At 63.8% G+C, this 22,653-nt stretch carries 21 protein-coding genes; 12 read left to right on the top strand and 9 right to left on the bottom strand.

Translation table 11 applies throughout. The annotated features are described in order from the left end of the window. The coding region (locus AXW67_RS43915) for a glycogen/starch synthase (RefSeq protein ID WP_245315513.1) at positions 1 to 396 on the bottom strand (396 nt) is incomplete at its 3' end. Further along, entirely contained in the window at positions 393 to 1,655 is a 1,263-nt protein-coding gene (gene glgC, locus AXW67_RS10780) for a glucose-1-phosphate adenylyltransferase (protein ID WP_063677879.1), read from the bottom strand. The genes AXW67_RS43915 and glgC, both read right to left, overlap by 4 nt. Positions 1,656 to 2,039: 384 nt before the next feature. Between glgC and AXW67_RS10775 the strand changes: the two genes are divergently transcribed. Beyond that, positions 2,040 to 2,468 carry a hypothetical protein gene (locus tag AXW67_RS10775; protein ID WP_063677878.1) on the top strand — a complete coding sequence of 143 codons (429 nt, stop codon included), beginning with the start codon at positions 2,040 to 2,042 and terminating at the stop codon, positions 2,466 to 2,468. 227 nt (positions 2,469 to 2,695) lie between these two features. On the opposite strand, the gene AXW67_RS10765 is transcribed toward AXW67_RS10775, so the two are convergent. Then, complete coding sequence (locus AXW67_RS10765; protein ID WP_027551291.1) at positions 2,696 to 2,875, bottom strand: hypothetical protein; 180 nt, start codon at positions 2,873 to 2,875, stop codon at positions 2,696 to 2,698. A gap of 194 nt (positions 2,876 to 3,069) precedes the next feature. On the opposite strand from AXW67_RS10765, the gene AXW67_RS10760 reads away from it, so the two are divergent. Next, entirely contained in the window at positions 3,070 to 6,141 is a 3,072-nt protein-coding gene (locus AXW67_RS10760; RefSeq protein ID WP_063677876.1) for an ATP-binding protein, read from the top strand. Positions 6,142 to 6,147: 6 nt separating this feature from the next. On the opposite strand, the gene AXW67_RS10755 is transcribed toward AXW67_RS10760, so the two are convergent. Both AXW67_RS10755 and AXW67_RS10750 read right to left on the bottom strand, forming a co-directional pair. Beyond that, complete coding sequence (locus AXW67_RS10755; protein ID WP_027551289.1) at positions 6,148 to 7,242, bottom strand: catalase family protein; 1,095 nt, start codon at positions 7,240 to 7,242, stop codon at positions 6,148 to 6,150. A gap of 371 nt (positions 7,243 to 7,613) precedes the next feature. Further along, positions 7,614 to 8,600, bottom strand: a complete 987-nt coding sequence (locus AXW67_RS10750; protein ID WP_063677875.1) for an ABC transporter substrate-binding protein — start codon at positions 8,598 to 8,600, stop codon at positions 7,614 to 7,616. A 477-nt stretch (positions 8,601 to 9,077) separates the two neighbouring features. Between AXW67_RS10750 and AXW67_RS10745 the strand changes: the two genes are divergently transcribed. The 8 genes from AXW67_RS10745 (at position 9,078) to AXW67_RS10710 (ending at position 16,681) form a co-directional block, all read left to right on the top strand. Then, positions 9,078 to 10,178, top strand: coding sequence for an ABC transporter substrate-binding protein (locus tag AXW67_RS10745; protein ID WP_063677874.1), 1,101 nt, complete (start codon positions 9,078 to 9,080; stop codon positions 10,176 to 10,178). Next, positions 10,156 to 11,178, top strand: a complete 1,023-nt coding sequence (locus AXW67_RS10740; protein WP_063677873.1) for an ABC transporter permease — start codon at positions 10,156 to 10,158, stop codon at positions 11,176 to 11,178. The genes AXW67_RS10745 and AXW67_RS10740 overlap by 23 nt, the downstream gene beginning before the upstream one ends. Beyond that, a complete protein-coding gene (locus tag AXW67_RS10735) occupies positions 11,172 to 11,969 on the top strand; it encodes an ABC transporter ATP-binding protein (RefSeq protein WP_063677872.1) in 798 nt (265 codons plus the stop codon). Before AXW67_RS10740 ends, AXW67_RS10735 begins: the two co-directional genes overlap by 7 nt. After that, the gene (locus AXW67_RS10730) at positions 11,963 to 13,135 is read left to right on the top strand and encodes an acyl-CoA dehydrogenase family protein (protein WP_063677871.1); all 1,173 of its coding nucleotides are present in this window, start codon (positions 11,963 to 11,965) and stop codon (positions 13,133 to 13,135) included. The genes AXW67_RS10735 and AXW67_RS10730 overlap by 7 nt, the downstream gene beginning before the upstream one ends. Positions 13,136 to 13,155: 20 nt before the next feature. Beyond that, on the top strand, positions 13,156 to 14,256 hold the full coding sequence (locus AXW67_RS10725) for an LLM class flavin-dependent oxidoreductase (RefSeq protein WP_027551283.1): 1,101 nt from the start codon (positions 13,156 to 13,158) through the stop codon (positions 14,254 to 14,256). Then, positions 14,253 to 15,191, top strand: coding sequence for an ABC transporter substrate-binding protein (locus AXW67_RS10720; RefSeq protein ID WP_063677870.1), 939 nt, complete (start codon positions 14,253 to 14,255; stop codon positions 15,189 to 15,191). The genes AXW67_RS10725 and AXW67_RS10720 overlap by 4 nt, the downstream gene beginning before the upstream one ends. Positions 15,192 to 15,431: 240 nt before the next feature. After that, complete coding sequence (locus AXW67_RS10715) at positions 15,432 to 16,277, top strand: CmcJ/NvfI family oxidoreductase (protein ID WP_063677869.1); 846 nt, start codon at positions 15,432 to 15,434, stop codon at positions 16,275 to 16,277. Between the two features lie 104 nt (positions 16,278 to 16,381). Next, the gene (locus tag AXW67_RS10710) at positions 16,382 to 16,681 is read left to right on the top strand and encodes a septal ring lytic transglycosylase RlpA family protein (RefSeq protein WP_027551280.1); all 300 of its coding nucleotides are present in this window, start codon (positions 16,382 to 16,384) and stop codon (positions 16,679 to 16,681) included. Between the two features lie 34 nt (positions 16,682 to 16,715). Here AXW67_RS10710 and AXW67_RS10705 read toward each other — a convergent pair whose 3' ends face one another. Beyond that, entirely contained in the window at positions 16,716 to 17,096 is a 381-nt protein-coding gene (locus tag AXW67_RS10705) for a cupin domain-containing protein (protein WP_063677868.1), read from the bottom strand. A 111-nt stretch (positions 17,097 to 17,207) separates the two neighbouring features. On the opposite strand from AXW67_RS10705, the gene AXW67_RS10700 reads away from it, so the two are divergent. Further along, positions 17,208 to 18,377, top strand: coding sequence for a Gfo/Idh/MocA family protein (locus tag AXW67_RS10700; RefSeq protein ID WP_063677867.1), 1,170 nt, complete (start codon positions 17,208 to 17,210; stop codon positions 18,375 to 18,377). Positions 18,378 to 18,599: 222 nt separating this feature from the next. Here AXW67_RS10700 and AXW67_RS41765 read toward each other — a convergent pair whose 3' ends face one another. Then, positions 18,600 to 18,866, bottom strand: a complete 267-nt coding sequence (locus AXW67_RS41765) for a hypothetical protein (protein ID WP_145927533.1) — start codon at positions 18,864 to 18,866, stop codon at positions 18,600 to 18,602. Between the two features lie 407 nt (positions 18,867 to 19,273). On the opposite strand from AXW67_RS41765, the gene AXW67_RS43470 reads away from it, so the two are divergent. Then, positions 19,274 to 19,497: hypothetical protein (locus AXW67_RS43470; RefSeq protein WP_210183972.1), on the top strand; the 224-nt coding region annotated here is incomplete at its 5' end. Between the two features lie 409 nt (positions 19,498 to 19,906). On the opposite strand, the gene AXW67_RS10690 is transcribed toward AXW67_RS43470, so the two are convergent. After that, positions 19,907 to 21,217: an ABC transporter substrate-binding protein gene (locus AXW67_RS10690; RefSeq protein WP_063677865.1), complete on the bottom strand. Its 1,311-nt coding sequence runs from the start codon at positions 21,215 to 21,217 to the stop codon at positions 19,907 to 19,909. A 190-nt stretch (positions 21,218 to 21,407) separates the two neighbouring features. Continuing rightward, a complete protein-coding gene (locus AXW67_RS10685) occupies positions 21,408 to 22,649 on the bottom strand; it encodes an ABC transporter substrate-binding protein (RefSeq protein ID WP_063677864.1) in 1,242 nt (413 codons plus the stop codon). Between the last annotated feature and the right edge of the window lie 4 nt (positions 22,650 to 22,653).

The raw sequence follows: 22,653 nt of genomic DNA, 5'->3' as shown, positions 1-22,653 counted from the left end.
GAAGGCGGGGACGAGGCCGTGGCCGATATCGGCGGCGATGCGCGACAGCGCCGCGAAGCGGACGCCGTTGTCCGGCCAGTCGACGCCGTCGGCCGTGACGTAAGGGTTGCCCGGCCGCGCGTAGAGATGCGGCACGTCGAGCACGAACAGATCGAGCCCGTCGCGCGAGCCGGCGAGCAGGCGGCCCGGGCCGCCGAAATAGTCTGGCCAGCGCCGGATTTCCTCCGCGCCCGTGAGAATCCGCATCACGTCGGGATAGCCCGGCATCAGCGTGCGCATCTCGACGCCATGCGACTTCAGCGCGAGCGGCAGTGCGCCGGCGACATCCGCGAGGCCGCCGGTCTTGACGATGGGATAGACTTCAGAGGCGACCGCAAGGACGCGAACAGGCGTCATGTATTGAGCCTGTCGATCATCGGCTGGGTGATGAGCGAGATGCCCTGCTCGGTGGTGCGAAAGCGCTTGGCGTCGAACTCCGGATCTTCGCCGACGACGAGACCTTCGGGGATCTCGACGCCGCGGTCGATCACGACGTTCTTCAGCCGCGCGCCGCGGCCGACATTCACGTAGGGCATGATCACGGCGTTCTCGACATTGGCGTAGGAATTGACGCGCACGCCGGTAAACAGCAGCGAGCGGCGCAGCGACGCGCCGGAGATGATGCAGCCGCCGGAGACCAGCGAACTCACGGCCTGGCCGCGCCGGCTCTCCTCGTCGTGCACGAACTTGGCGGGCGGCGTGATCTCCGCATAGGACCAGATCGGCCAGGAGCGATCGAACAGATCGAGCTCCGGCACCACGTCAGTGAGGTCGATATTGGCGGCCCAATAGGCATCGACCGTGCCGGCATCGCGCCAGTAGGAGCGGTGGTCGTTGCCGGAACGGACGCAGGAGCTGGAGAACTGATGCGCGATCGCGCGGCCGTTCTTCACGATGTAGGGGATGATGTCCTTGCCGAAATCGTGGTTCGAGTTCGGATCCTCGGCGTCGCGCTTGAGCTCGTCGAACAGGAACTTGGCGTTGAAGACATAGATGCCCATGCTGGCGAGCGAGACGTCCGGCTTGCCCGGCATCGGTGGCGGATCGGCGGGCTTCTCGAGGAACGACTTGATCCAGCCATCCTCGTCGATGTGCATGATGCCGAACCCGGAGGATTCCGCGCGCGGCATTTCGAGGCAGCCGACCGTGACGTCGGCGCCGCTCTCGACATGCTGGCGCAGCATCACCTCGTAATCCATCTTGTAGATGTGGTCGCCGGCCAGCACCACGATGAAGCGGGCATTGTGCGACTCGATGATGTCGATGTTCTGGTAGACCGCGTCGGCCGTGCCGACATACCACATGTTCTCGGAGACGCGCTGGCTTGCCGGGAGGATGTCAAAGCTCTCGTTGCGCTCGGGACGGAAGAAATTCCAGCCCATCTGCAAGTGCCGGATCAGGCTGTGTGCCTTGTACTGGGTCGCGACCGCGATGCGGCGGATGCCGGAGTTGACGGCGTTCGACAGGGTGAAATCGATGATGCGCGACTTGCCGCCAAAATAGACCGCCGGCTTGGCGCGCCGGTCGGTCAGTTCCAGCAGCCGGCTTCCCCGTCCGCCGGCCAAGACGAATGCCAGCGCCTGACGGGCGAGCGGCTCATTTCCGACGGCATTCATGTCATCCTCCCACTGACGTCTGGCGCGGGCCGAGGCCTTTTGTCGCGAGGAGCCTGTCGGCCCGGCGCCATTGGAACCGATAGTAACGGCACGAATAGTAAATCGAAAAGGTGGTTGTTGGTTGCGACCGTGCGGGAAGCTTAATGCTTTCGGCTTTAGCGACAGACCTTTGCCGTCGCAGCGGTGTCATATCCGCGCGGAAATAGACGTGTCGATCGAGGCTCGGAAAGACGCGGCGTCTGCGGCGAGGCTTGATCACGATTGAGGCAGGAGCAGGTCTCTTGTGCGCTGCACGCGAAATCGAGGCTTTGACTCAGCGCAAAGATACCCGATCATCGCGCGCGATCCTTTTCCAAGCGAAACGTCAAACAGGGAGTTACGACGATGAGTATCTGGAAAACGGCAATTGCCGGCTCGCTGGCGGTCACGGTGATCGCCGGTCAGGTGGAGCAGGCGTCGGCGGCGCCGATGCCGACCAATGTCGGAGCCATGAAGGCCGCGGCAGGCAATGACACCACGCAGGTGCATTGGCGTGGCGGCTGGGGCGGCGGTTGGGGATGGGGCCTGGGCGGCCTCGCGGCCGGCGCCATCATCGGCGGCGCCATCGCCGCCAGCACCGCACCTTACGGCTACTATGGTGGCGGTCCCTATTACGGCGGCTACGGATATCCGGGCCCCTATTACGGCTATGGTCCGGCCTACTATGGCTACGCGCCCACGTATGGCTATTACGGCGGCTACCGCCGCTATTATCGTCCATACTATTATGGCTACCACCGGCCGATGCGGTTCTATCATCGCGCGTATTGGTGATTAAACGCGCCGGCAAAGGCACCCGGATCAAGCGGGGTGCCTGCCGAGCGGAAACGCTCCGATGCCTATACTGGCCGCGGACCGCTGAAAGCAGGTGGTCCGAGCGGCGGGCGCTTGCTCCGACTTATGATCCGGTGCATGGCTGTGGGCACGTAGGCCCAAGAAAATCCCGATGCAGATCGCGACAGTGATCGCGATGTCGATGCACCATTCGAGGGGGCCCGAGCTCATGGTAACGCGACCGCGGTGATGATGTCGGCTTCGGGCAGGCCGGGGCCGCCTGAGGCGAGATACAGCGCGATGAGGAAAATACGGCTGAGGATGGCGACGCTCAGCAGGACCTTGATATCGTATTGGCGAATGACAAGAGCAAAAGGTGCAATCGCCGGGCGTTTTGAAATGCTCATGGCCAACTCCTTGCCAAAATTCGGGCGTCGAGTGCCTGCTGACCGAAATTGACAGCGTGATGAGAGGTTGTCCGACACCTTCCTGAAATGACGATGCGCGATGCTAGTGCCGGCGCCAGGCGCAAGTCTTAAGCGTGTCCTTACATTTGGCTGAGCTTTCCCTTAAGATTGGGGAGCATCCGGAGGTTGGAGCCGTGCGTACTGACGCGCTTGCCTTTGGGGAATTTCGGCTCGATCGGGCCAACGCGCTGTTGTGGCGAGGCCGGGACCGGATCGCGCTGGCGCCGAAGCCGTTCGAGGTTCTCTGCTGTCTGGCCGGCCGCCCCGGTGAGCTCGTCACCAAGGAAGAGCTGCTCGACACGGTCTGGACCGATCTGCATGTCAGCGAATCCAGCCTTGCCGTGGCCATGAACGCGCTGCGTTCGGCGCTCGGCGATGACAGGCAGTCTCCCAACTACATCGAGACGGTCACGCGGCGCGGCTATCGCTTCATTGCGGCGGTCACCACCACCGACCTCGCTCCGATCGAACAGGCGGTCGAGGAAGAGCCATCCGCCGCCGAGCAGATCGTCGATCGGCGGCGGCAATGGCGAGTGGGACGCGCTGCCGCGCTCGAGACGCTGGACAAGGCGCTGCAGCTTGCTCGGACCGGACAGCGTCAGGTCGTCTTCATCACCGGCGAGGCCGGAATCGGCAAGACAACCCTCGTCCAGATGACGCTCGACAGGATCGAGCGGCAGGGGCTGAGCGTCCTGCATTGCAACTGCAACGAGCTGTTCGGCACGCACGAGGCCTTCCTGCCGATCATCGAAGCGCTGAACGAGCGTTGCCGTGGGACCGAAGGCGCTTCGCTTCTTGGCTCCATACGCGCGCACGCGCCGACCTGGCTCGCGCAAATGCCCGGATTCCTGGGCGAAGCAGACCGCACCGCATTCCAGCATGAAGTCTTCGGCGCGACGCGCGAGCGCATGCTGCGTGAATTCGCCGATCTCATGGAAAGTCTTGCCGTCGGCCGACCATGGGTGATCGTGCTCGAAGACATGCATTGGAGCGACTTTGCCACCGTCGACGTCCTCTCGCGGCTCGCGCGGCGGGACCGCAAGGCTGCGATCCTTGTCCTGGCGACCTATCGGCCGATGGAAGTCGCCGTCGGCGGACATCCCGTCCGCGCCGTTCATCAGGATTTGCGGATCCATGGCCATGCCATCGAGCTCGCGCTCGATCGGCTGTCCGGCGTCGACGTCGAGCGCTATCTTGCTCTGCGCTTCGGCTCCGCCGATTTTGCCCGGGGGCTGGTCGAGCGCATTTTTGCCCGAACCGGCGGCCAGCCGTTGTTCGTGACATCTCTCGTCGATCATCTCGTGGCGCAGGGTGCGCTCGTCGAGGACGACGCCGGCTGGCGGCTGGTCCGCGAGGAAGCGGCCTCGCATGACAGCGTGCCGCGCGATCTGGAAGGCATGATCACGCAGCAGATCGATCACCTCTCCGCCGACGAGCGCAGCCTGCTCGAGGTTGCAAGCGCGGCGGGTGCGGAGTTTTCCGCGCTCCAGGTTGCCGGCGTGCTGGACCGTCCGGTGCTGGAAGTCGAGCAGATGTGCGAGGACCTCGCACGGACCGGCCGCATCATCGTTGTCGATGGCCTGACCGAGTGGCCGAACGGAGAGGTCTCCGGACGCTATGCGTTCCAGCACGCGCTTTATCAGGAGGCGTTGTATCAGCGGCTAGCGCCGGCGCGCCGCACCAGGACCCATGCGAGCCTCGGGGCGGGCCTCGAACGGGCTTACGGGCCTCGGGCTCCGGAGATTGCCGCGGTGCTCGCGCGTCACTTCGAGCTGGGGCGAGACTTCCCGAAGGCGATGCTCTATCTGGGCACGGCCGCCGAAGGCTCGGCGCGGCGGTTCAGCACGCGCGAAGCAGCGAACTATTTGTCCCGGGCCTTGGAGCTCGTGCCGAATCTGCCGCCCGAATTTCAGGTGGCAACGCGTCTGAAGCTGCTGCTCCAGCGCGCCTGGGCCTGGCGGGCCGGCGGAGATTTCCTCAATTCGCTCCAGGATCTCGGCGCAGTGGTCGCGCATGCGGCCGAGAACGGGCTGGTGCGTGAAGAGGTGAACGCGCTGGTCGACCTCAGCAGGTTCTGCCTTTACGTCGATCGGCGCCAGAGCCTGCCGTTCGCCGAGCAGGCTCTGGCGAAGAGTCGTGCGATTGATGACGCCGCGTTCGGCGCACTGGTTCAGGGCAACGTCGCCAATCTGAAACTGATGCTGCGCGGCTGGGACCGCGAGAACGCCGAACTCTCCGAGCGGGCATCAAGGCTGATCACGGACTCGCAGGATTTCAGCATGAGGCTGCGGCGCTGCTCGATGGAGATGGTGCTGGAGTATTTGCGCGCAAACTACCCGGCCTGCTGCGCTGCGACGAGCAGAGGAAAACAGCTCGCCCGGCAAGTCGGCGACGTCTATCTGTTCGCGCTCTACGAGTCGGTCGAGGCTTTTGCGCAGATCTATTCCGGCGAGTGGGGGCGAGCGCATAGCAGCGTTGTCGCCGCACTGGCCATCTCGGAGCGGAACGCAAATCCGCAGGCCATCGCACTGTGCCAGCTCACCATCGGTTGGCTGTATTCCGAGGCCGAGGAATACGGCAGCGCGGCGCGACGAGGCGAAGAAGCGCTCGGCCCGATGACCGAGGCAAATCCGTTCACCTTCTTCGTCGGCAGGAACCTGCTTGCGCGCGCCTATGTCAGGATGCGCAACCTGGCCCTGGCGCGACAGCACCTCGACGCTCTGGAGAGGCGAATGGAGGTCGACCGCGTGCCGATGGAGTCGCTGGTCATGCCCCACTATCTCCTGACCTGGTGCGACTACTGGATTGCGGTCGGCGATCTCGATCGCGCCGAGGGTGCAGCCGGTCGTTTTCATAAGGTGACGAGCGCTGCGCCCGACAAGCCGTTTCTCGTGCTGAGTTACGATGTGATGGCAAGAATTGCGCTGCTGAAGCACGATGCGCAGTCGGCAGGCGACCATCTGTCGGCGGCCATTTCGGTCATCCGCCATGCGGGGCTGCCGCAGGCTGCATGGCGCGTCTACCGTACGGCCGCGGCACTTTACGAAAGCCTGGGACACGCGCAGAAGGCGGCCAAGTGGCAAGGTCGATCCCGCCGGGTGATCGCGTCGCTGGCGCAGTCGCTCGATCCCGGTGATCCCTTGCGGTTGGCATCCCTCTTCGACGCAGACCGCAATGCCGAAGGCGAAATTGCCGGCCTGACGTGATCGGGCTCAATCCGGCAGGTCCGCGATCTCTCGCGGCTCTTTGGGCGGTGGGAACTTGTCCTTGTTCTGTTGCTGCCGGAGCGTCCGGGACATGCGGTAGGCATCCCTGCGCACCCGCATGATCGAGCCGAGCGGCCGATGCGCCGCTAGGGATCGCCAGGGATCGAACGACAGCACCTCGTTGGCATAGTCGCGACGTGCGGGACTGTCGGCGGCCTGGCGCGGAAGGGTGATCTTGCCCAAGGCTTGCGGCGGCGAGACGTCCTCGGGCCAGTCGATCGAAGCATCCTCGATCGGCGTGCGCTTCAGGTCGGTGCAGAGCTGGGCCTGCAGTTCATACTCCGCCGAATTGTCCTTGAAGTAGGCAACGACGGATTTGAGCACGACATCGTCGCCATCATGGCAGGGCTGACCGGTGAGCCTGCGGAGCGCCTCCGACATCGGCACCGCGCGAAGCCGTGCGACATAATCACCAAAGCGCAGCGCGCCCTCGGTGTGGAAGGTCTCTCCAAGAATGTTGTTGCCGGGATCGCCGATCGCCCGCAGCAGGATCGGGATGTGAATGCCCGTCGAGTCCGACAGCGCGACAAGATTGCGCGCGACGAACCCTCCGAATCTGAACACGAAATCCGGCATGCCCACGTTGCGCTCGGCATTGCGCTGTGCGCTCCAATAGGCCATGGCATCCGCGAAATAGCTCTTGTGATTGACCAGCAGCAGATCCTGGTTCGTCGAGGCATCGTCGTCGGTCGCCTTCGGGCCCGTCACGCCCAAGACCTTGATGGCGAATCCCCGTGGCGAGCGAACGCGATCGCTCTTGTCGAACGCGGTGGAGAGGCGGACGATGATCGGATAGACGCCGGCCTTTTCGAACAGGCCCTGGCGCAGATGGTCCGGCAGACCGTCGTAGACGGTCAATTCGCCCCGGAGAAAGCCGACGCCCTTGGCGTGCTGCTGGCGCGTTCCGTGCCCCTTGTCTCGGTCGCAGGTGAATTCGCTGGTTCGCTTGATCGAGGCGATGATCTCTGCGACCGCTTTCGTCTCCTCCGGCCGGACTTGTTCGACGGATGGTTCATAACGCAGATATTGAGTGGCTGACATGGCGCTGATCTCCAGCCCTAAGGTCGCCTTCCCCTGCGAGCGTCGGCGGCCGCAGGGCAAGTTCCATTGTAAGCCCGTAACTGCGGCATGGGCAACCAGAGAGCGAACCCGGCTGTCCGGCCGCGCCGCGGGTGAGGCATCGCGTTACCGCCGAAATGACGGGCGCGATGCTAGTGCGGCGGCGCGACAAAAGTCCTTATGGCAACCTTATGTTGTCATGATCATTTTCTTAATGCCGGCGGGCGGATGCGGGCCGTTAGAGCGACAGCCACACGAGCAGACTCATGCAGGCGAGATGCGCGAGCACGATCGCGGCGAGATGAAGCGGGCCGGCCTTGGGACGAAGCCTGCGCATCCCGCCGCGTCCTTCTCTAGTTCGAGCCAGCGACTGCGGCAGTGAAGCTGCGGTCGACGGCTTTACTGACGTCGAGCCGCTTCGGCAGGATGCCGTAGCGCGTCGAGCGGTCGGACGCCTCCTGGATTTCCTTGACCACATTCTCATCGATCACGATCGGGCTGGTGCGCTGTGCGGTGTAGGCGGACAGCAGCACGTCCTCCGGCAGCTTGGTCAGCTCGGCCGTGCTCTTGGCATACTCGCCGAGGTGATCGAGCGACCACAGCCGCGCCTTGTTCAGCCGCTGCACGAGGTCCTGCACGGCGGCACGCTTGGTGGCGATGGCATCGTCGGAAGCCACGATGAAGGTGATGGTCGGCGTCAGGCCATCGCCGTCGGCGATCACGCACGCCTTGTCCTTCAGCGTCGCGAACGACACGTAGGGCTCCCACACCGCCCACGCATCGATCGAGCCGGCCACCAGCGCGATCTTGGCGTCGACCGGGCCGAGCGGTGCGAAGGTCGCATCCTCGAGCTTGATCTGGGCCTTCTCCAGCGTCGCGTCGATCAGGAACTGGCCCCAGCCGCCGCGCGTGCCGGCGAGACGCTTGCCCCGGAGATCGGCGACCGATTTGATCGGCGAATCCCGGCGCACGAGGATGGCCTGCGTCTTCGCATCCGAGCGCGTGCCGCCGATCGCCTTGATTGGCGCGCCAGCCGCATAGACCGAGAGGAAGGAGAGATCGCCGGTGTAGCCGACGTCGAGCGCGCCGGCGTTGAGCGCTTCGAGGATCGGTGCGGCCGCGGGGAATTCCGACCACTCGATCTTGTACGGCAGATCCTTGGCGTAGCCGGAGATGTCGAGCAGTGAGCGGTTGCCGCCCTTCTGGTCGCCGACGCGCAGCACGACGGTCTCGGCGGCGAGTGATGCCGCGGCTGTCGACAGCGTGATGGCAGCCGCGAGCAGCGATGCTGCAAGCCGGCGAATGATGGGATGGTCGTGGGAGGAAGAGTTGATACTCATGTCTTCTGTCTGTTGCCTTGCTCACGACGCGTGAGCGAGCGATGCGTCGAGACGATCAAGTCTATGATCGCGCCACGCGCAGTCAATGAAATGGCCGACCGTATTGCAGGCAACGCAGGCAAGGACGTTTCAACGAACCGACGCTTTCGAGAAGGCGCCATGCGCACAGACGAAGATGCGCAAGAATGATGTAGACCAGGGAGAAACGACGCTGCATTGAGCGACAATGCTCCAGCGAAAATCGTTTCATCGCGCGTGTGCGTGCCGATGGACAGAATGACTTCGCCTCGCACGACATTCGAAATTCCATTTCATTGACGATGTGCCGAACGCGCCGCATGATTTGCGCATCGCATCAACGCGGCGCGTGATCGCCGAGGATAAGATTTTTCTTTCAACGCAGCTCCGCACGGAACATGCGCAACGCCAGACGTTGCGCAAACGGCAGAGCCGTGCCAGCGCAGGAGCCAAAGACCGATGAAGAACGACAACGAACGCGGCGGATCGAGCCTCGACCGGCGCCATCTGCTGCAGGCCGGGCTAGCGGCGGCTTTCGTCGCGCCGCTCGGGGCCCTCGGTGCGCAGGCCTTCGCGCCCCGCGCGGTCGCGCCGGGTGTCGATTTCTCGGAGTTTCCACTGTGCCGGACGGCATCCGATGGAGCCGCGCTCACAGGCGCGCCGCGCAAGCTGAAGCTGTCGTGGAACGCCGGAGCCGTCTGCCTCGCGCCGCTGCCCGTCGCCATCGAGCACGGCTTCTTCCAGAAGCAGAATCTCGACGTCGAGCTCGTCAACTATTCCGGCTCGACCGATCAGCTGCTCGAAGCGATCGCGACCGGCAAGAGTGATGCCGGTCTCGGCATGGCGCTGCGCTGGCTGAAGCCGCTGGAGCAGGGCTTTGACGTCAAGATCGCTGCCGGCACCCATGGCGGTTGCATGCGCGTGCTGACGCGCACCGATTCCGGCGTCGGCAAGCTCGCCGATCTCAAGGGCAAGATCGTCGCGGTCGGCGATCTCGCCGGTCCTGATAAGAACTTCTTCTCGATCCAGCTCGCAAAGCTCGGAATCGATCCGGTCAAGGAGGTCGATTGGCGCGCCTATCCCGGCAACCTTCTCAACGTCGCCGTCGAGAAGGGCGAGGTGCAGGCCTTCTTGTCATCCGATCCGCTCGCCTATCTCTGGCTCAAGGACAGCCAGTACAAGGAGGTCGCCTCCAATCTCGACGGCGAATACCGCGACAAGAGCTGCTGCATCGTGGGCCTGCGCGGCAGCCTGGTTCGCGAGGAGCCGCAAGTTGCGCGCGCCATCACCCAGGCGCTGCTCGATGCCGCGATGTTCACCTCGCAGAATCCGACCGTGGCGGCGAAGTCGTTCCAGCCTTACGCGCCGAAAGCGGCGACGCTCGCCGATATCGAAGGCATGGTGCGCTACCACACCCACCATCATCATCCGGTCGGCGAGGTGCTGAAGCGCGAGCTGAAGGCCTATGCCGACGACCTGAAGAGCGTCCAGGTTTTCAAACAGAGCACCGACACGGCCAAGTTCGCGGAGCGCATCTATGTCGACGTATTCGCTGTCTGACGGCCTCGCTTCTGGCGCGCCACGCCTCACGCGCGCACCGCTGCTCGCCGGCTGGCTGAAGGAATCCGGCGCGGGCGTCGCCGCCAGCGCCATCTGGATCGCCTTCGGCCTGTCCTGCCTGTGGTGGGAGGACGTCGGCGACTGGTCGCGGACGCGTTCGCTCGGCATTGCCGCCTTCATCATTGCCGCGGTCGCCCTGTTCGGAACGGTCGGCGCCGATTACCTCGGCTCGGCCGGTCGAGGCTTGCGCCAGCGCGCGCCCTGGCTCGTCGCGCTCGGCGCCTTCCTGACGCTGTGGGAGGTTGCGACTGCAAAATTCGCCTGGTTGCCGCTGCCGTTCTTCCCGCCGCCGCAGGCGATCATCGAGGTCTACACCGACGATCTGCCAAAGCTGCTCGACAGCGTGTTTGCGTCGGTGAGGCTTCAGCTCGGGGGCTATCTGATCGGCGCCGCCGTCGGCTTCCTGACCGGCGTCTCGATCGGCTGGTCGCGTGCGGTCGGCTATTGGGTGCATCCGGTGCTGCGCTTCATCGGACCGCTGCCGGCGACCGCCTGGCTGCCGATCGCGTTCTTCACGTTCCCATCGAGCTGGAGCGCCTCGACCTTCCTGATCGCGCTCGCGACCGGCTTCCCGGTTACGGTGTTGACCTGGTCAGGTGTCGCGAGCGTCAGCAATGCCTATTACGACGTCGCGCGCACGCTGGGTGCAAAGTCGTCCTTTCTGGTGTTGAAGGTCGCGATCCCCGCGGCGTTGCCGCACGTCTTCGTCGGGCTGTTCATGGGGCTCGGCTCGTCCTTCGCCGTGCTCGTCGTCGCCGAGATGATCGGCGTGAAGGCCGGCCTCGGCTGGTACCTGCAATGGGCGCAGGGCTGGGCTGCCTACGCCAACATGTATGCGGCGCTGATCGTGATGTCGCTGCTCTGCTCCGGCGCCATCACGCTGCTGTTCGCGATCCGCGACCGCCTCTTGGTCTGGCAGAAGGGGACCGTCAAATGGTAGCCGCAGCTCTCGCCGAAGCCATCACCCATCCGGCCGCCGGCGCCGCGCTCGATATCGAGCAGGTCAGCCATGCCTTCGACATCGACGGCGCCGAGCTCCCTGTGCTCAGCGACGTCAGCATCTCGGTCGAGCCGGGCGAGTTCGTCGCGCTGCTCGGCCCATCCGGTTGCGGAAAGTCGACACTGCTCCGCCTCGTCGCGGGCCTCGACAGGCCGAAGGCGGGAACGTTGCGCGAGGACGAAAGACGCATCAGAAGTCCGCATCCCTCGCGCGTCGTCGTGTTCCAGGACCCGACGCTGTTTCCCTGGCGCTCGGTGTGGGACAACGTCGCGCTCGGTCTGGAAGCCCAGGGCATTCTGAAGAGCCAGCGTCACCGCGTCGATGACGCGCTCGATCTCGTCGGCCTTGCGGCGTTCCGCAACGCCTATCCGCACCAGCTCTCGGGCGGCATGGCGCAGCGCGTCGCGCTCGCCCGTGCGCTGGTCAACGATCCCAGAATCCTCATCCTCGACGAGCCGCTCGGCAAGCTCGACTCGCTCACGCGGATCACCATGCAGTCCGAGATCGTTGCGCTGTGGCAGCGCAAGGGCTTTACCACGCTGCTGGTGACGCATGACGCCGAGGAGGCGTTGGTGCTCGCCAATCGCGTCTTCGTCTTCAGCGAACGGCCCGCGCGCGTCAAAGCCGACATCCGCGTCGACCGTCCCTATCCACGCCATCGTGGCGACCCCTATCTTGCGGATCTGCGCCGCCAGATCCTTGGCCTGTTGGGGCTCGACGCCACATGGTGAATTCCGCGGCCAGGGGCCGGACGGCCCAGAGCGAACCCGACTTTGTCGCGCGCGCCGAGGCTCTCGCCGAGGGCTTTGCTGCACGCGCGGCCAAGCACGACCGCGAGGCCAGCTTCCCCTTCGAGAATTTTCGTGAGCTTTCCGAGGCCGGCTTGTTGTCGCTGACGGTGCCGGCGTCCCACGGCGGGGCCGGGGCCGGCGCAAAATACGCCGCGCGCGTCCTCGGCATCATCGGCAAGGCCGACGCGTCGACCGCGCTCGTGCTGTCGATGCACTACATCAATCATCTGGTGATGGCGCGAGGTGCGAATTGGCCGGCGTGGCTGTCGCGCAAGCTCGCGCGCGAAGCCGTCGAGGGGATTTCCCTCATCAATGCGCTGCGGGTCGAGCCGGAGCTCGGCTCGCCAGCGCGCGGCGGCCTGCCGGCCACGATCGCGCGGCGCACCGAAACCGGCTGGCGCCTGACCGGCCACAAGATCTATTCGACCGGTGCGCCGATCCTGGAATGGTATCTGGTCTGGGCGCGGACCGACGAGGCGGAGCCGCGCGTCGGCCAGTTCCTGGTGCCCGCAGGGCTGCCGGGCACGCGCATCGTCGAGACCTGGGATCACCATGGCCTGCGCGCCAGCGGCAGCCACGACGTCGTCTTCGACGATGTCGTGATCCCCCTCGATTCCGAGATTGACGTCCGCAAACCATCGGATTGGCGCGGGCCAGATGTCGCGCAGGCGACTGTTCACACCGTCTTCGTGGCCGCGATCTATGACGGCGTCGCACGTGCCGCGCGCGACTGGCTTGTGACCTTCCTGAAGCATCGTGTCCCCGCCAGCCTCGGCGCGCCGCTCGCAACCTTGCCGCGCGCGCAGGAAATCCTGGGCGCCATCGAGGCACGGCTTGCCGTCAATGCGCGGCTGATCTCCTCCTTCGCCGGCGATTTCGACGATGGCGCCGCGCTCTCCGCCGGCGAGTCCAACGTGATCAAGCTGACCGTGACCAACAACGCCGTCGCGGTGGTCGAGGACGCGCTGTCGCTCACTGGCAATCACGGCCTCAGCCGCGCCAACCCGCTGGAGCGGCACTATCGCGACGTCCTGTGCGGGCGCGTGCACACGCCGCAGGACGATTCCACGCGCCTCGCGCTCGGCCGCGCCGCGCTTGCACTCTAGGACTCAACAAGGAGACGATCATGTCGATCGAGTTCATCGGTTACATCAGCAACAACAATTCGTCGGAGACCATCGTCCGCGAGGGCCCGGTCCTCGATCCGACGCATATCGAGACGGTGGCGAAGGCACATGAGAATGCCGGCTTCGACCGTGCGCTGCTTGCGTTCCATTCGACCACGCCGGACAGTCTCCAGGTCGCCCAGCACGTTCTTAACGTCACCGATCGCCTGAATGTGCTGATCGCGCAGCGCCCCGGCTTCACCGCGCCGACGCTGCTGGCGCGGCAGTTTGCCGTGCTCGACCAGTTCTCCCGCGGCCGTGTCGCGCTGCACGTCATCACCGGCGGCAACGCCACCGAGCTCCGGCAGGACGGCAATACGCTCGACGACAAGGACGCGCGCTATGCTCGCACCTCCGAATTCCTCGATATCGTCCGGCAAGAATGGACCAGCGACAAGCCGTTCACCTACAAGGGCAAGTACTACCAGGTGGAGAACGCCTTCTCGCAGGTGAAGCCGTATCGAGCCGAGGGCATCAGGATCTATTTCGGCGGCGCCTCGGAGGCGGCCATCGACGTTGCCGGCAGGCACGCCGATACCTTCGCGCTGTGGGGCGAATCCTACGCCCAAGTGCGCGATGTCACCTCGCGCGTCCATAACGCAGCGGTCAGGCAGAGGCGGCCGACGCCGCGCTTCAGCCTCTCGGTGCGGCCGATCATTGCGCCGACTGAGAAGCAGGCCTGGGAGAAGGCGGAAGAAATCCTGGCGCGCGCCACCGCGCTTCAGGACAAGACCGGCTATCGCAAGCCGGCCGACGGGCATGCCACCGCCGGTGCGCGGCGCCTGCTCGCGCTTGCCGACCAGGGCAGCCGCATCGACAAGCGGCTCTGGACCGAGATCGCAAAGCTCACCGGCGCCAACAGCAACACCACGGCGCTGGTCGGCACGCCCGAGCAGGTGGCCGAAGTCTTCGGCGACTATTTTGACCTCGGCATCACCCATTTCCTGATCCGCGGCTTCGATCCATTGATCGATGCCATCGAATATGGCCGCGAGCTGATCCCGCTGACGCGCAAGCTGATCGTTGAACGTCAGGTCGCCCGCGGCGAGGCCGCGGAATGATCCGCCTCATGCTGGCCGGCGCGCTGCTGTTCGGTTCGCTTGAACTGGCGGCCGCGCAACCCACCTTGCGCGTCGGCGACCAGAAGGGCAATTCGCAAGCCGTGATGGAAGCAGCCGGCGTCCTCAAGGACGTCCCCTACAAGATCGAATGGAAGGAGTTTCCGGCCGCAGCACCGCTGCTCGAAGCGCTGAGCGCCGGCGCGATCGAGACCGGCCTCGTCGGCGATGCACCCTTCACCTTCGCCGCCGCCTCCGGCGCGCCGGTGAAGGCGATTGCCGCGATCCGTCAGACGCGCGAGGGGCTCGCGATCCTCGTGCCTGAGAATTCGCCGATCAGGACATTCGACGATTTGCGCGGCAAGAAGATCGCAACCGGTCGCGGCTCGATCGGCCATCAGCTCATCCTCGCGGCATTGGAAAAGAACGGCTGGAGCGGAAGCGACGTGCAGATCGCGTTCCTCGCACCGTCCGATGCCAAGATCGCCTACACGCAAGGTTCGGTCGATGCATGGTCGACTTGGGAGCCCTATGTCAGCCAGGAGGAGGTGCTGTTCAGGTCGCGCCGCATCGTCACCTCGGAGGGTCTGACGCCGGGCCTGAGCTTTCAGGTGGCGCGACCCGACGCGATCCGCGACAAGCGCGCGGAGCTGACCGACTTCATCCGGCGTCTGACCGCGGCGCGGGCGTGGTCGCTGAACAATGTGAACGGTTATGCGGAGACCTGGGGCAGGCTGATGAACATCCCGACCGCCGTGCCGCAAAATTGGCTCTCGCGCGCAAGGATCCGGATCGCCCCGATCGACGATGGCGTGGTAGCGGACGAGCAGGCGACCATTGATCTGTACTTCCGCTGGGGTTTGATCAAACAGAAGCTTGATGCGGCGGAGATCGTCGATCGCTCGTTCGCGGATGCGATCGCAAAGGCAGGATTGTAGCCGCTAGGCATACTCTCGTGTCTCCAACGCGGAGCAGCGCTGCATCCGGGGCACGAGACCTCACAAACACTCAAGCATTCGTGAGGCATGAACGAGGTTTCCCTCTCGGCTGCAATTTTTGAAACATTCCTTCTTCAATCTGGAGCTCGGCGAGAGCCCTATTGCTATTTGCACCGCCTCCCTTGCAGCGCGCTATGGCCCGTCAAAGATCAAACAGACGTCCTCATCGGGAGACCGGCCATGGGCCTGCAAGAAACAAAAATCGAATCGCTTCCCTTCGTCAACGCCGAACTCAACTATCTCGCGCCGACAGCGGCCAAGCCGCGCACTTACGCGTTCGATCCGCCGCCGCGCGAGCCGAAGAGCACGGCGTTGCCCGAGCCGCACCAGGTCCCGATCTTCGATGCACGGCTGATCGCGCAAAACATCTCGCTCGACCGCGAGGGGTTTGCCCTGGTGCGCCACCCGACGCGCGTGAGGGACTTCTACAACGATGAAGAGGTGAGGGCGGTCTACTATCCCGCCGTGGAGGCCTTCCTGCGTGCGACGCTGAAGGCAGACCGCGTCGTGATCTTCGATCACACCGTGCGCAAGCGTGTCGATGGCGCTGCCGACATCCGCGGCGCCGGGCCGCGGCAGCCCGCGACCCGCGTCCATGTCGACCAGACCATCCTCTCGGGCGCCAACCGCGTGCGCGAACATCTGCCTGACGAGGCCGACGAGTTGCTCAAGGGCCGAGTGCAGGTGATAAATCTGTGGCGGCCGATCCGCGGTCCCTTGCGCGATTCGCCGCTGGCGATGGCTGACGGCACGACAGTGGAGCCCGGTGATCTCGTCGCTTCCGATCTGATCTATCCCAACCGCCGCGGCGAAACCTATTCGGTGAAATACAATCCGAACCATCGCTGGTTCTATTTCCCGGAGATGACGCCGGACGAGGCGTTGCTGCTGAAGTGCTACGATTCCGCGACCGATGGCCGCCCCCGCTTCGGGCCACACACCGCCTTCGTCGATCCGACCACGCCGCTTGATGCGCCGCCGCGCGAAAGCATCGAGCTGCGCACACTCGTCTTCCACAAACAGTAACAATGTGTGATGGCACTGCCGGACCGAGCCCGGCAGTGTTTTTGGAACTTCAAGGAACAAGTCCACGTTTGCAGCCGCAGGCAGGCCAACCCGGGAGCGGTGCCGTGCGAGCGCTGACGACGCTATTCTTTTGTCTTGTTACGTTTTCTCTGGCTCACGCCGAAAGTGGACTTGCCTCATACTACGGATACGGAAAGGCCGCCAGGAATGGCGAACTGACCTGCGCGCATCGGACGCGTGCCTTCGGCAGTGTGCTCAAGGTGTCTTATGGCGGCCGCTCGATCCAGTGCCGCGTCAATGATCGCGGTCCCTTCATCCGCGGCCGCATCGTCGATCTCTCCGTCCCCGCCGCCCGCGCACTCGGCATGATGAGCGCCGGCGTGGTGCGCGTCTCGGTGGAATAGCGAGCGGCGAGGTCTTCCGCTCCAGGATTCGCGGCTATTTTGGCGTGTCGTAAAGCGGCACGCCCTTGTCGACGATGTGCGTGGATAGATAGACGATCGGCTTGTCGCCGACGACCTTGAATGCGCCGTGAGGAACGTCACGACGGTTGATGCCGGTCGTCCCGGTCGGGAACGGCACCTGCTTGCCGTCCGGAAGCTCGATCGTTCCGCCTGACACGACGTAGAACGACTCCTCACCATGATGAACGTGAAGGGCCGAGGAGTCGCCGGGCTTGATCTCATTGATGCTGGTGATGACCTCCATGTTCGTGCCCGAGAGGTCGGCCCGCTTCAGCTCCTTTCGGAAGGGAGAGTCCTGCGCGCTCGCCGCGCTGATCAGGACCCCCGCAATCAAGACGCCGAGACACCACTTCATGGAAACCTCCCTTTCCCCAATAGCGACAGTCGAACTAGACTAGTGGCGAGGGTCGCAGTCAGGCAAGGCCTGGGGCGAGGGCAAAACAACCGGCAAGCGGAGGAGCTCGCGATGGCGAGGATCAGGGTGGGGCTCGTGGGCTGCGGCTTCGTGTCGGAGCTGCACATGTATGCGTTCCGGCGGGTCTACGGCGTTGACGTCGAGGTCGCGGCGGTGGCGGCACGTGGCGATCATATCGTCGAATTCGCCCGGCGCCACCAGATCCCGCGCTTCTATCGCAGCTTCGTCGAGCTGATTGCGGATCGCGAGCTCGACGTCATCGACATCTGCACGCCGCCGAGCCTCCACGCCGAGATGATCGTCGCGGCCATGCAGGCCGGCAAGCACGTCATCTGTGAGAAGCCGTTCGCTGGCTATTTCGGCCGCGAGGGCGACAAGCAGCCGATCGGCAGACACGTGCCGAAGGGCCTGATGTACGAGCGCGTGCTGGAGGAGATGGACAAGACCCGGGCCGCGATCGAGCGCACCGGAAAGCTGTTCATGTATGCCGAGGACTGGATCTACGCGCCCGCGGTGACCAAGATCGCGGAGATTATCAAAGCAACCAGGGACAAGATCCTGTTCATGAAGGGCGAGGAGAGCCATTCTGGCTCGCATGCCGCCCACGCTGCGGAATGGGCCATGACCGGCGGCGGCTCGCTGATCCGCATGGGCTGCCATCCGCTTTCGGCTGTGCTTTATTTGAAGCAGGTCGAGGCCAAGGCGCGTAGCGAGACCATCCGCGTCGCCAGCGTCTCCGGCGATGTCGGCAACGTCACCGCCGGCCTCAAGCCCGAGGAGCGCACCTACATCAAGGCCAATCCAGTCGACGTCGAGGACTGGGGCACGCTCACCGCCACCTTCTCCGACGGCACCAAGGCCACCGTGTTCTCCGGCGACATGATCATGGGGGGCGTACGCAATTTGATCGAGACCTACACCTCCGGCGGTTCGCTGTTCGCCAACATCACGCCGAACACGCATCTGATGAGCTACCAGACCAGCGAGGAAAAGCTCGCCAGCGTCTACATCACCGAAAAGGTCGACCGCAAAACCGGCTGGCAATACGTCTGCCTCGAGGAGGAATGGACGCGCGGCTATCTCCAGGAGATCCAGGACTTCATGGAATGCGCCGCCACGGGCCGGCAGCCGCTGTCGGACCTGGCGCTGGCGTATGAGACGATCAAGGTGAACTACGCGGGATATTGGGCAGCGGAAGAGGGAAGGCGCGTGGTGCTGTAGTGAGCCGGCTGTGCCAGCCGCGCGCATGGTTGAGCAGTGAGGCGCGCAAACAAAGAAAGCCCCCGAGAGGGGACCCACAATCGGAATCCTTTGGGGGCTATTTTCGGCGAAGATCGTATTGAGAGTGTACGAGGTTTCTATCTGCAGACCTGCCCTGGTTCTTCCTCCCCGGTTGCTTGATCTGTTGTTATCCCGCTCTCAGTCGTCACAGCACCAGCTCAGTCAATTGCCCTGATAATTGCAGGACACGCACATATGACCAGCGTTATCTAAGTTCCTCTTAGCATCGTAGCCAGAGTCGTGCAGATTCTGCCTGTAAAGTGCCGAAGCAGGTCGGTCGTCAATGCCGCCGCCTGCTGGAATGCCAACAGCCATCACAGCCGATCGGTGTTTCTGATGGAGTGATGAACCATGACGCTGATCATTACCAGCATTAGCTGATACAACACCAACAGCTAAGATAGCTGTAATAAGAAGTGCGGTCTTCATGATACACCTCTCAGATGTAAGGCAACGTAGTTGTTGCCAAAGCAAGGCTACTGCTTCTGTCTCCCGGTTCGTTGTGAACCAACTCACATCGTCGCATCGTTAAAATGTCGAGAGGTTTACTCGCGGAGAGAACCCCTCATCCGTCTCGCCGCTGCGTGATAGCCGATGCGTAGTATCGGCGTTTCTAAGGACGCGGCCGAAGGCCGCTTATTGCTTGCTTGGCGGCGCGCCAGCGCCGTGAGCTGCCGTCGCCTACCAAGCTCCGATAGCCATTAAAACAAAAATGGTCGCGCACGAGATGCAGGCGATCGATGCAGTATAGAATTCTGGCGTGTTCAATGTTGCCTCCTGAACTGTTGCCGCTTTTCTTGATGGCTGCTGCGGCGAGGAGAGGCCCCCCCCCCCNNCCCCTGCTTTTTGGCGCGCTTCAACTCAGCGCGCCGTCACGCACTTCGTGCTGCGTGTCTGCCGTGTCAAAGCTGCTCGGATCAGCAGGATCGCAATCCGCTTGCAAGAGTTCAGGTCGTTTGCTCGTGAGCAGAAGCTGTTTCCGCATTTCAGTGAGGCGAGCGCGGCAATATTCGCGATAGAGCAGCTCGAATATGGCGGGCATGGTCACCCCCATCGTTGACTATCACTATTATGAATATTCCCAATACGTGCCCGGCTGGATGGCTCCCCGATGTGAGCCCATTCGTAGGCCGCGCCAGTTGTGCGACAAGGAGCAGGTCCAATGACCTAAAGTGTACTGTAGCAAGCTCCTGTTTCAGCATAACTTCGTCGAACAACTTGAGCGCGCTGCCGCGAGGCCAAAATTCCAACTACAGCGCGAAAAGAATTACTACTAGATGCAAGCATCGCCGGCTGCAACGCCGCACGAGATGAGGGCGGATGGGCTCGACTCGTCACCGTTCCCGGCGGAAGGTTGCAGCGCCAGCGCGGCGGGCGGTGTCGTCACCTGATTGGCTGGCTGCGTGAACGTTGCCAATCCTTCTCCCCCACAAGGGGAGAAGGGCACTGTCACCGTGATGCGTCGCGTCCTACGCGCCGTAGGTCGACCCCTTCGGCAGCGGGAAGACCGGGTCTTGTGTGCGAATGTTCGTCGGCCACACCACCGAGATGTGCTCGCCGGCGTTCTGCATCACCACCGGCGTCGAGCGTTCGTTCTGGCCGGAGAGTGGCGTTCCCGGCGGGAAGAACTTCACGCCGTAGCCCTGGATGGTGCCGCCGGCAGGGATGTCGACGTCGAGTGCCGCCTTCCGAATAGCCTCGGGCTCGAAGCTGCCGTATTTCTCCTTGGCGACAGGCAGCACGTTGTTGAGCAGCACCCAGGTCTGGTTGAAGCCCATCGAGCAGTGCGGCGGCACGTCGGTGGCGCCGGTCTTGGCCTGGTAGCGGCTGACCATAGTCTTGATCAGATCGCCCATGCCCGGCGCGAGCTTCGACGGATCGAGCAGTTGCGCCGGCACTGGATCGATGTTGCAGAAATTGTCGATATCGGCGCCGAAGGTGGCGCGCAGTTTGTCGAGCTGGCTGTAGCCGGCGCCGGCGCCGAACAGCATCTTGAAACGTAGGCCGCTCTCGCGCGCCTGGCGCAGGAACAGCGTGATGTCCGGATTGTATCCGGCATGCGAGATTACGTCGGCCTTGGCACGCTTGATCTTGGTCACGAGCACCGACAGGTCGGGGGCGGAGGCGGAGTAGCCCTCGCGCAGCACCACCTGGATGCCGGCCTGCTTGGCATAGGCCTCGTCGGCCGCGGCGACGCCGACGCCGTAGGGGCCATCCTCGTGGATCAGCGCGACCTTGACGTCCTTCGGGTCCATGCCGAGCTTGCCTCGCGCGTGCTCGGCGAGGAAGCTCGCGAACGCCTGGCCGTACTGATCCGAGTGAATCTGCGCGCGAAAGACGTATTGCAGGTTCTTGTCCTTGAACACGGCGGTCGAAACGGCCGTCGTGATCCAGAGGATCTTCTTCTGCTGCTCGACCTTGGCCGCGAGCGGTACCGCATGCGAGCTCGCATAGACGCCGTTGAGGATGTCGATCTTTTCCTGGCTGATCAGGCGCTCGGCCTCGTTGATCGCAACGTCGGGCTTGCTCTGGGAATCCGCGGCGACCGGAGCAACCTTGTACTTGCCGCCGATGCCGCCCTTCTCGTTGATGAGGTCGATGGCGATCTGTGCGCCGACTGAGGACGCGACCGAGCCGCCTGCGGCGAACGGTCCGGTGAGATCGTAGATCAGGCCGATGCGCAATGTCTCGGCTTGTGCCTGGGCGCGCGTCCAATCGAGGCTGAGTGCGGCGGCGGCAGCCGCCGAGGTCTTCAGCAGCGTCCTGCGTGAAGTCGGCATCCTATCCTCCCTCTGAACCGTCGTATGATCGGTTGTTATTTTTTTGCGAAGTATTCAGAGCGGGAACTGGAAAGTCAACATCGCCCAAGGTCGATACGGGTCGGCCGTGCCGCAGGACGCAATTGCGAAAGACCAAGAAAAAGCCCACCGCTCCGCAAGGAGCGATGGGCGCGACGTCGGCGGGTAGGGGTTACTGCGACAGCTTCACGAAGTTCGGAAACTTGAGTTTGCCTTCCGCGATCTTCTCGGGCCAGACCACGACCTGCTTGCTGTCCTGCCACTGGAACACGAGACCGGTCACCGCGCTGGGGCCGGACTTGATGCCGTGGGTGAACTCGTCGTCCTTGCCGTAGAACTGGATGCGGCCGATCGTGCCCTCATAATCGGTCTTCTCCAACTCGGCGACCATCTTGTCGGGATCAGTCGAGCCCGCGCGCTTGATCGCTTCGGTGATGAAGTAGACCTCGTCATAGGAGGTGTAGCCGGTATAGGCCGGCGGCGTGCCGAACTTGGCCTTGAAGGCTGCCGCAAACGGTTTTGTCTTGGAGGTTACGGCAACATCGGGTGTTGCCACGGCGAGCGACGGCACGCCGTCGGCGGCACCGTTCGTGTCCTTCCAGAAGGTCGGGCTCAGCGCCTGCGCGCTGATGCCGAACATCGGGATCGGCACCTGCTGGTTCTTCCACTGCACCGTGGGCTGCACGCCGACATGGGAGATGCCGGTCACGATCACGTCCGGCTTCTTGCTCTCCATATTATTGAAGATCGGCGTGAAGTCGGTCGTATCGGGCGAGAAGCGCACGTGCTCGACGACCTTCAGTCCGGCCTTGGGCAGGCAGGCCTCGTAGCCGACGTCGAGCGGTTTGGTCCAGGCCGCGTCCTCGCTCATGATCGCGACAGTCTTGAACTTGAGCTTGTCGACCAGAAGATCCTTGGCCGCGTCGCAGACGAGCTGCGCCTGCGCCGCCGACGTCAGATAGCCGTGGAAAGTGTACTTGTTCTTCTCATAGTCGTTGTGAATCGCCTTGGTGATCTCGTTCGAGGCGGCGCCGGGGGTGATCAGTGGCATCTTCAACCGGGCCGCCCAGGGCTCGAGCGCCAGCACGACTTCGCTGATGTAGCTCGCGATCACGGCGGAGACCTTGTCCTCGCTCACTGCGCGCTGGAAGGCGCGCACGGAATCCGCCGACGAGCTCTTGTTGTCGTAAGTGACGATCTCGATCTTGCGGCCGAGCACGCCGCCCTTGGCGTTGATTTCGTCGGCTGCGATCTGCGCGCCGCCTGGGGTAGCCGCACCCGCGATCGACTGCACCTCGGCGATGACGCCGATCTTGATCGGATCGTTCGACTGCGCGTAGGCCGGCGCGGCGAGGCACAGCGCCAGCGCGGAGGCGAGAAGGAGGCTACGGCTCATTGTCGTCGATGATCGCATGGTC

It is taken from the genome of Bradyrhizobium neotropicale (assembly GCF_001641695.1).
GTDB classification, from domain to species: domain Bacteria; phylum Pseudomonadota; class Alphaproteobacteria; order Rhizobiales; family Xanthobacteraceae; genus Bradyrhizobium; species Bradyrhizobium neotropicale.
The sequence above is the reverse complement of the archived record's forward strand: the minus strand, read 5'-3'. Positions and strand labels throughout refer to the sequence as shown.

Coding starts and splice junctions, on each gene's coding strand:
- AXW67_RS10720 (WP_063677870.1), top strand. CDS start 14,253: ATGATCCGCCTCATGCTGGCCGGCGCGCTGCTGTTCGGTTCGCTTGAA.
- AXW67_RS10685 (WP_063677864.1), bottom strand. CDS start 22,649: ATGCGATCATCGACGACAATGAGCCGTAGCCTCCTTCTCGCCTCCGCG.
- AXW67_RS10725 (WP_027551283.1), top strand. CDS start 13,156: ATGTCGATCGAGTTCATCGGTTACATCAGCAACAACAATTCGTCGGAG.
- AXW67_RS10690 (WP_063677865.1), bottom strand. CDS start 21,217: ATGCCGACTTCACGCAGGACGCTGCTGAAGACCTCGGCGGCTGCCGCC.
- AXW67_RS10740 (WP_063677873.1), top strand. CDS start 10,156: ATGTCGACGTATTCGCTGTCTGACGGCCTCGCTTCTGGCGCGCCACGC.
- AXW67_RS10745 (WP_063677874.1), top strand. CDS start 9,078: ATGAAGAACGACAACGAACGCGGCGGATCGAGCCTCGACCGGCGCCAT.
- AXW67_RS10775 (WP_063677878.1), top strand. CDS start 2,040: ATGAGTATCTGGAAAACGGCAATTGCCGGCTCGCTGGCGGTCACGGTG.
- glgC (WP_063677879.1), bottom strand. CDS start 1,655: ATGAATGCCGTCGGAAATGAGCCGCTCGCCCGTCAGGCGCTGGCATTC.
- AXW67_RS10730 (WP_063677871.1), top strand. CDS start 11,963: ATGGTGAATTCCGCGGCCAGGGGCCGGACGGCCCAGAGCGAACCCGAC.
- AXW67_RS10765 (WP_027551291.1), bottom strand. CDS start 2,875: ATGAGCATTTCAAAACGCCCGGCGATTGCACCTTTTGCTCTTGTCATT.
- AXW67_RS10700 (WP_063677867.1), top strand. CDS start 17,208: ATGGCGAGGATCAGGGTGGGGCTCGTGGGCTGCGGCTTCGTGTCGGAG.
- AXW67_RS41765 (WP_145927533.1), bottom strand. CDS start 18,866: ATGAAGACCGCACTTCTTATTACAGCTATCTTAGCTGTTGGTGTTGTA.
- AXW67_RS10750 (WP_063677875.1), bottom strand. CDS start 8,600: ATGAGTATCAACTCTTCCTCCCACGACCATCCCATCATTCGCCGGCTT.
- AXW67_RS10715 (WP_063677869.1), top strand. CDS start 15,432: ATGGGCCTGCAAGAAACAAAAATCGAATCGCTTCCCTTCGTCAACGCC.
- AXW67_RS10755 (WP_027551289.1), bottom strand. CDS start 7,242: ATGTCAGCCACTCAATATCTGCGTTATGAACCATCCGTCGAACAAGTC.
- AXW67_RS10735 (WP_063677872.1), top strand. CDS start 11,172: ATGGTAGCCGCAGCTCTCGCCGAAGCCATCACCCATCCGGCCGCCGGC.
- AXW67_RS10705 (WP_063677868.1), bottom strand. CDS start 17,096: ATGAAGTGGTGTCTCGGCGTCTTGATTGCGGGGGTCCTGATCAGCGCG.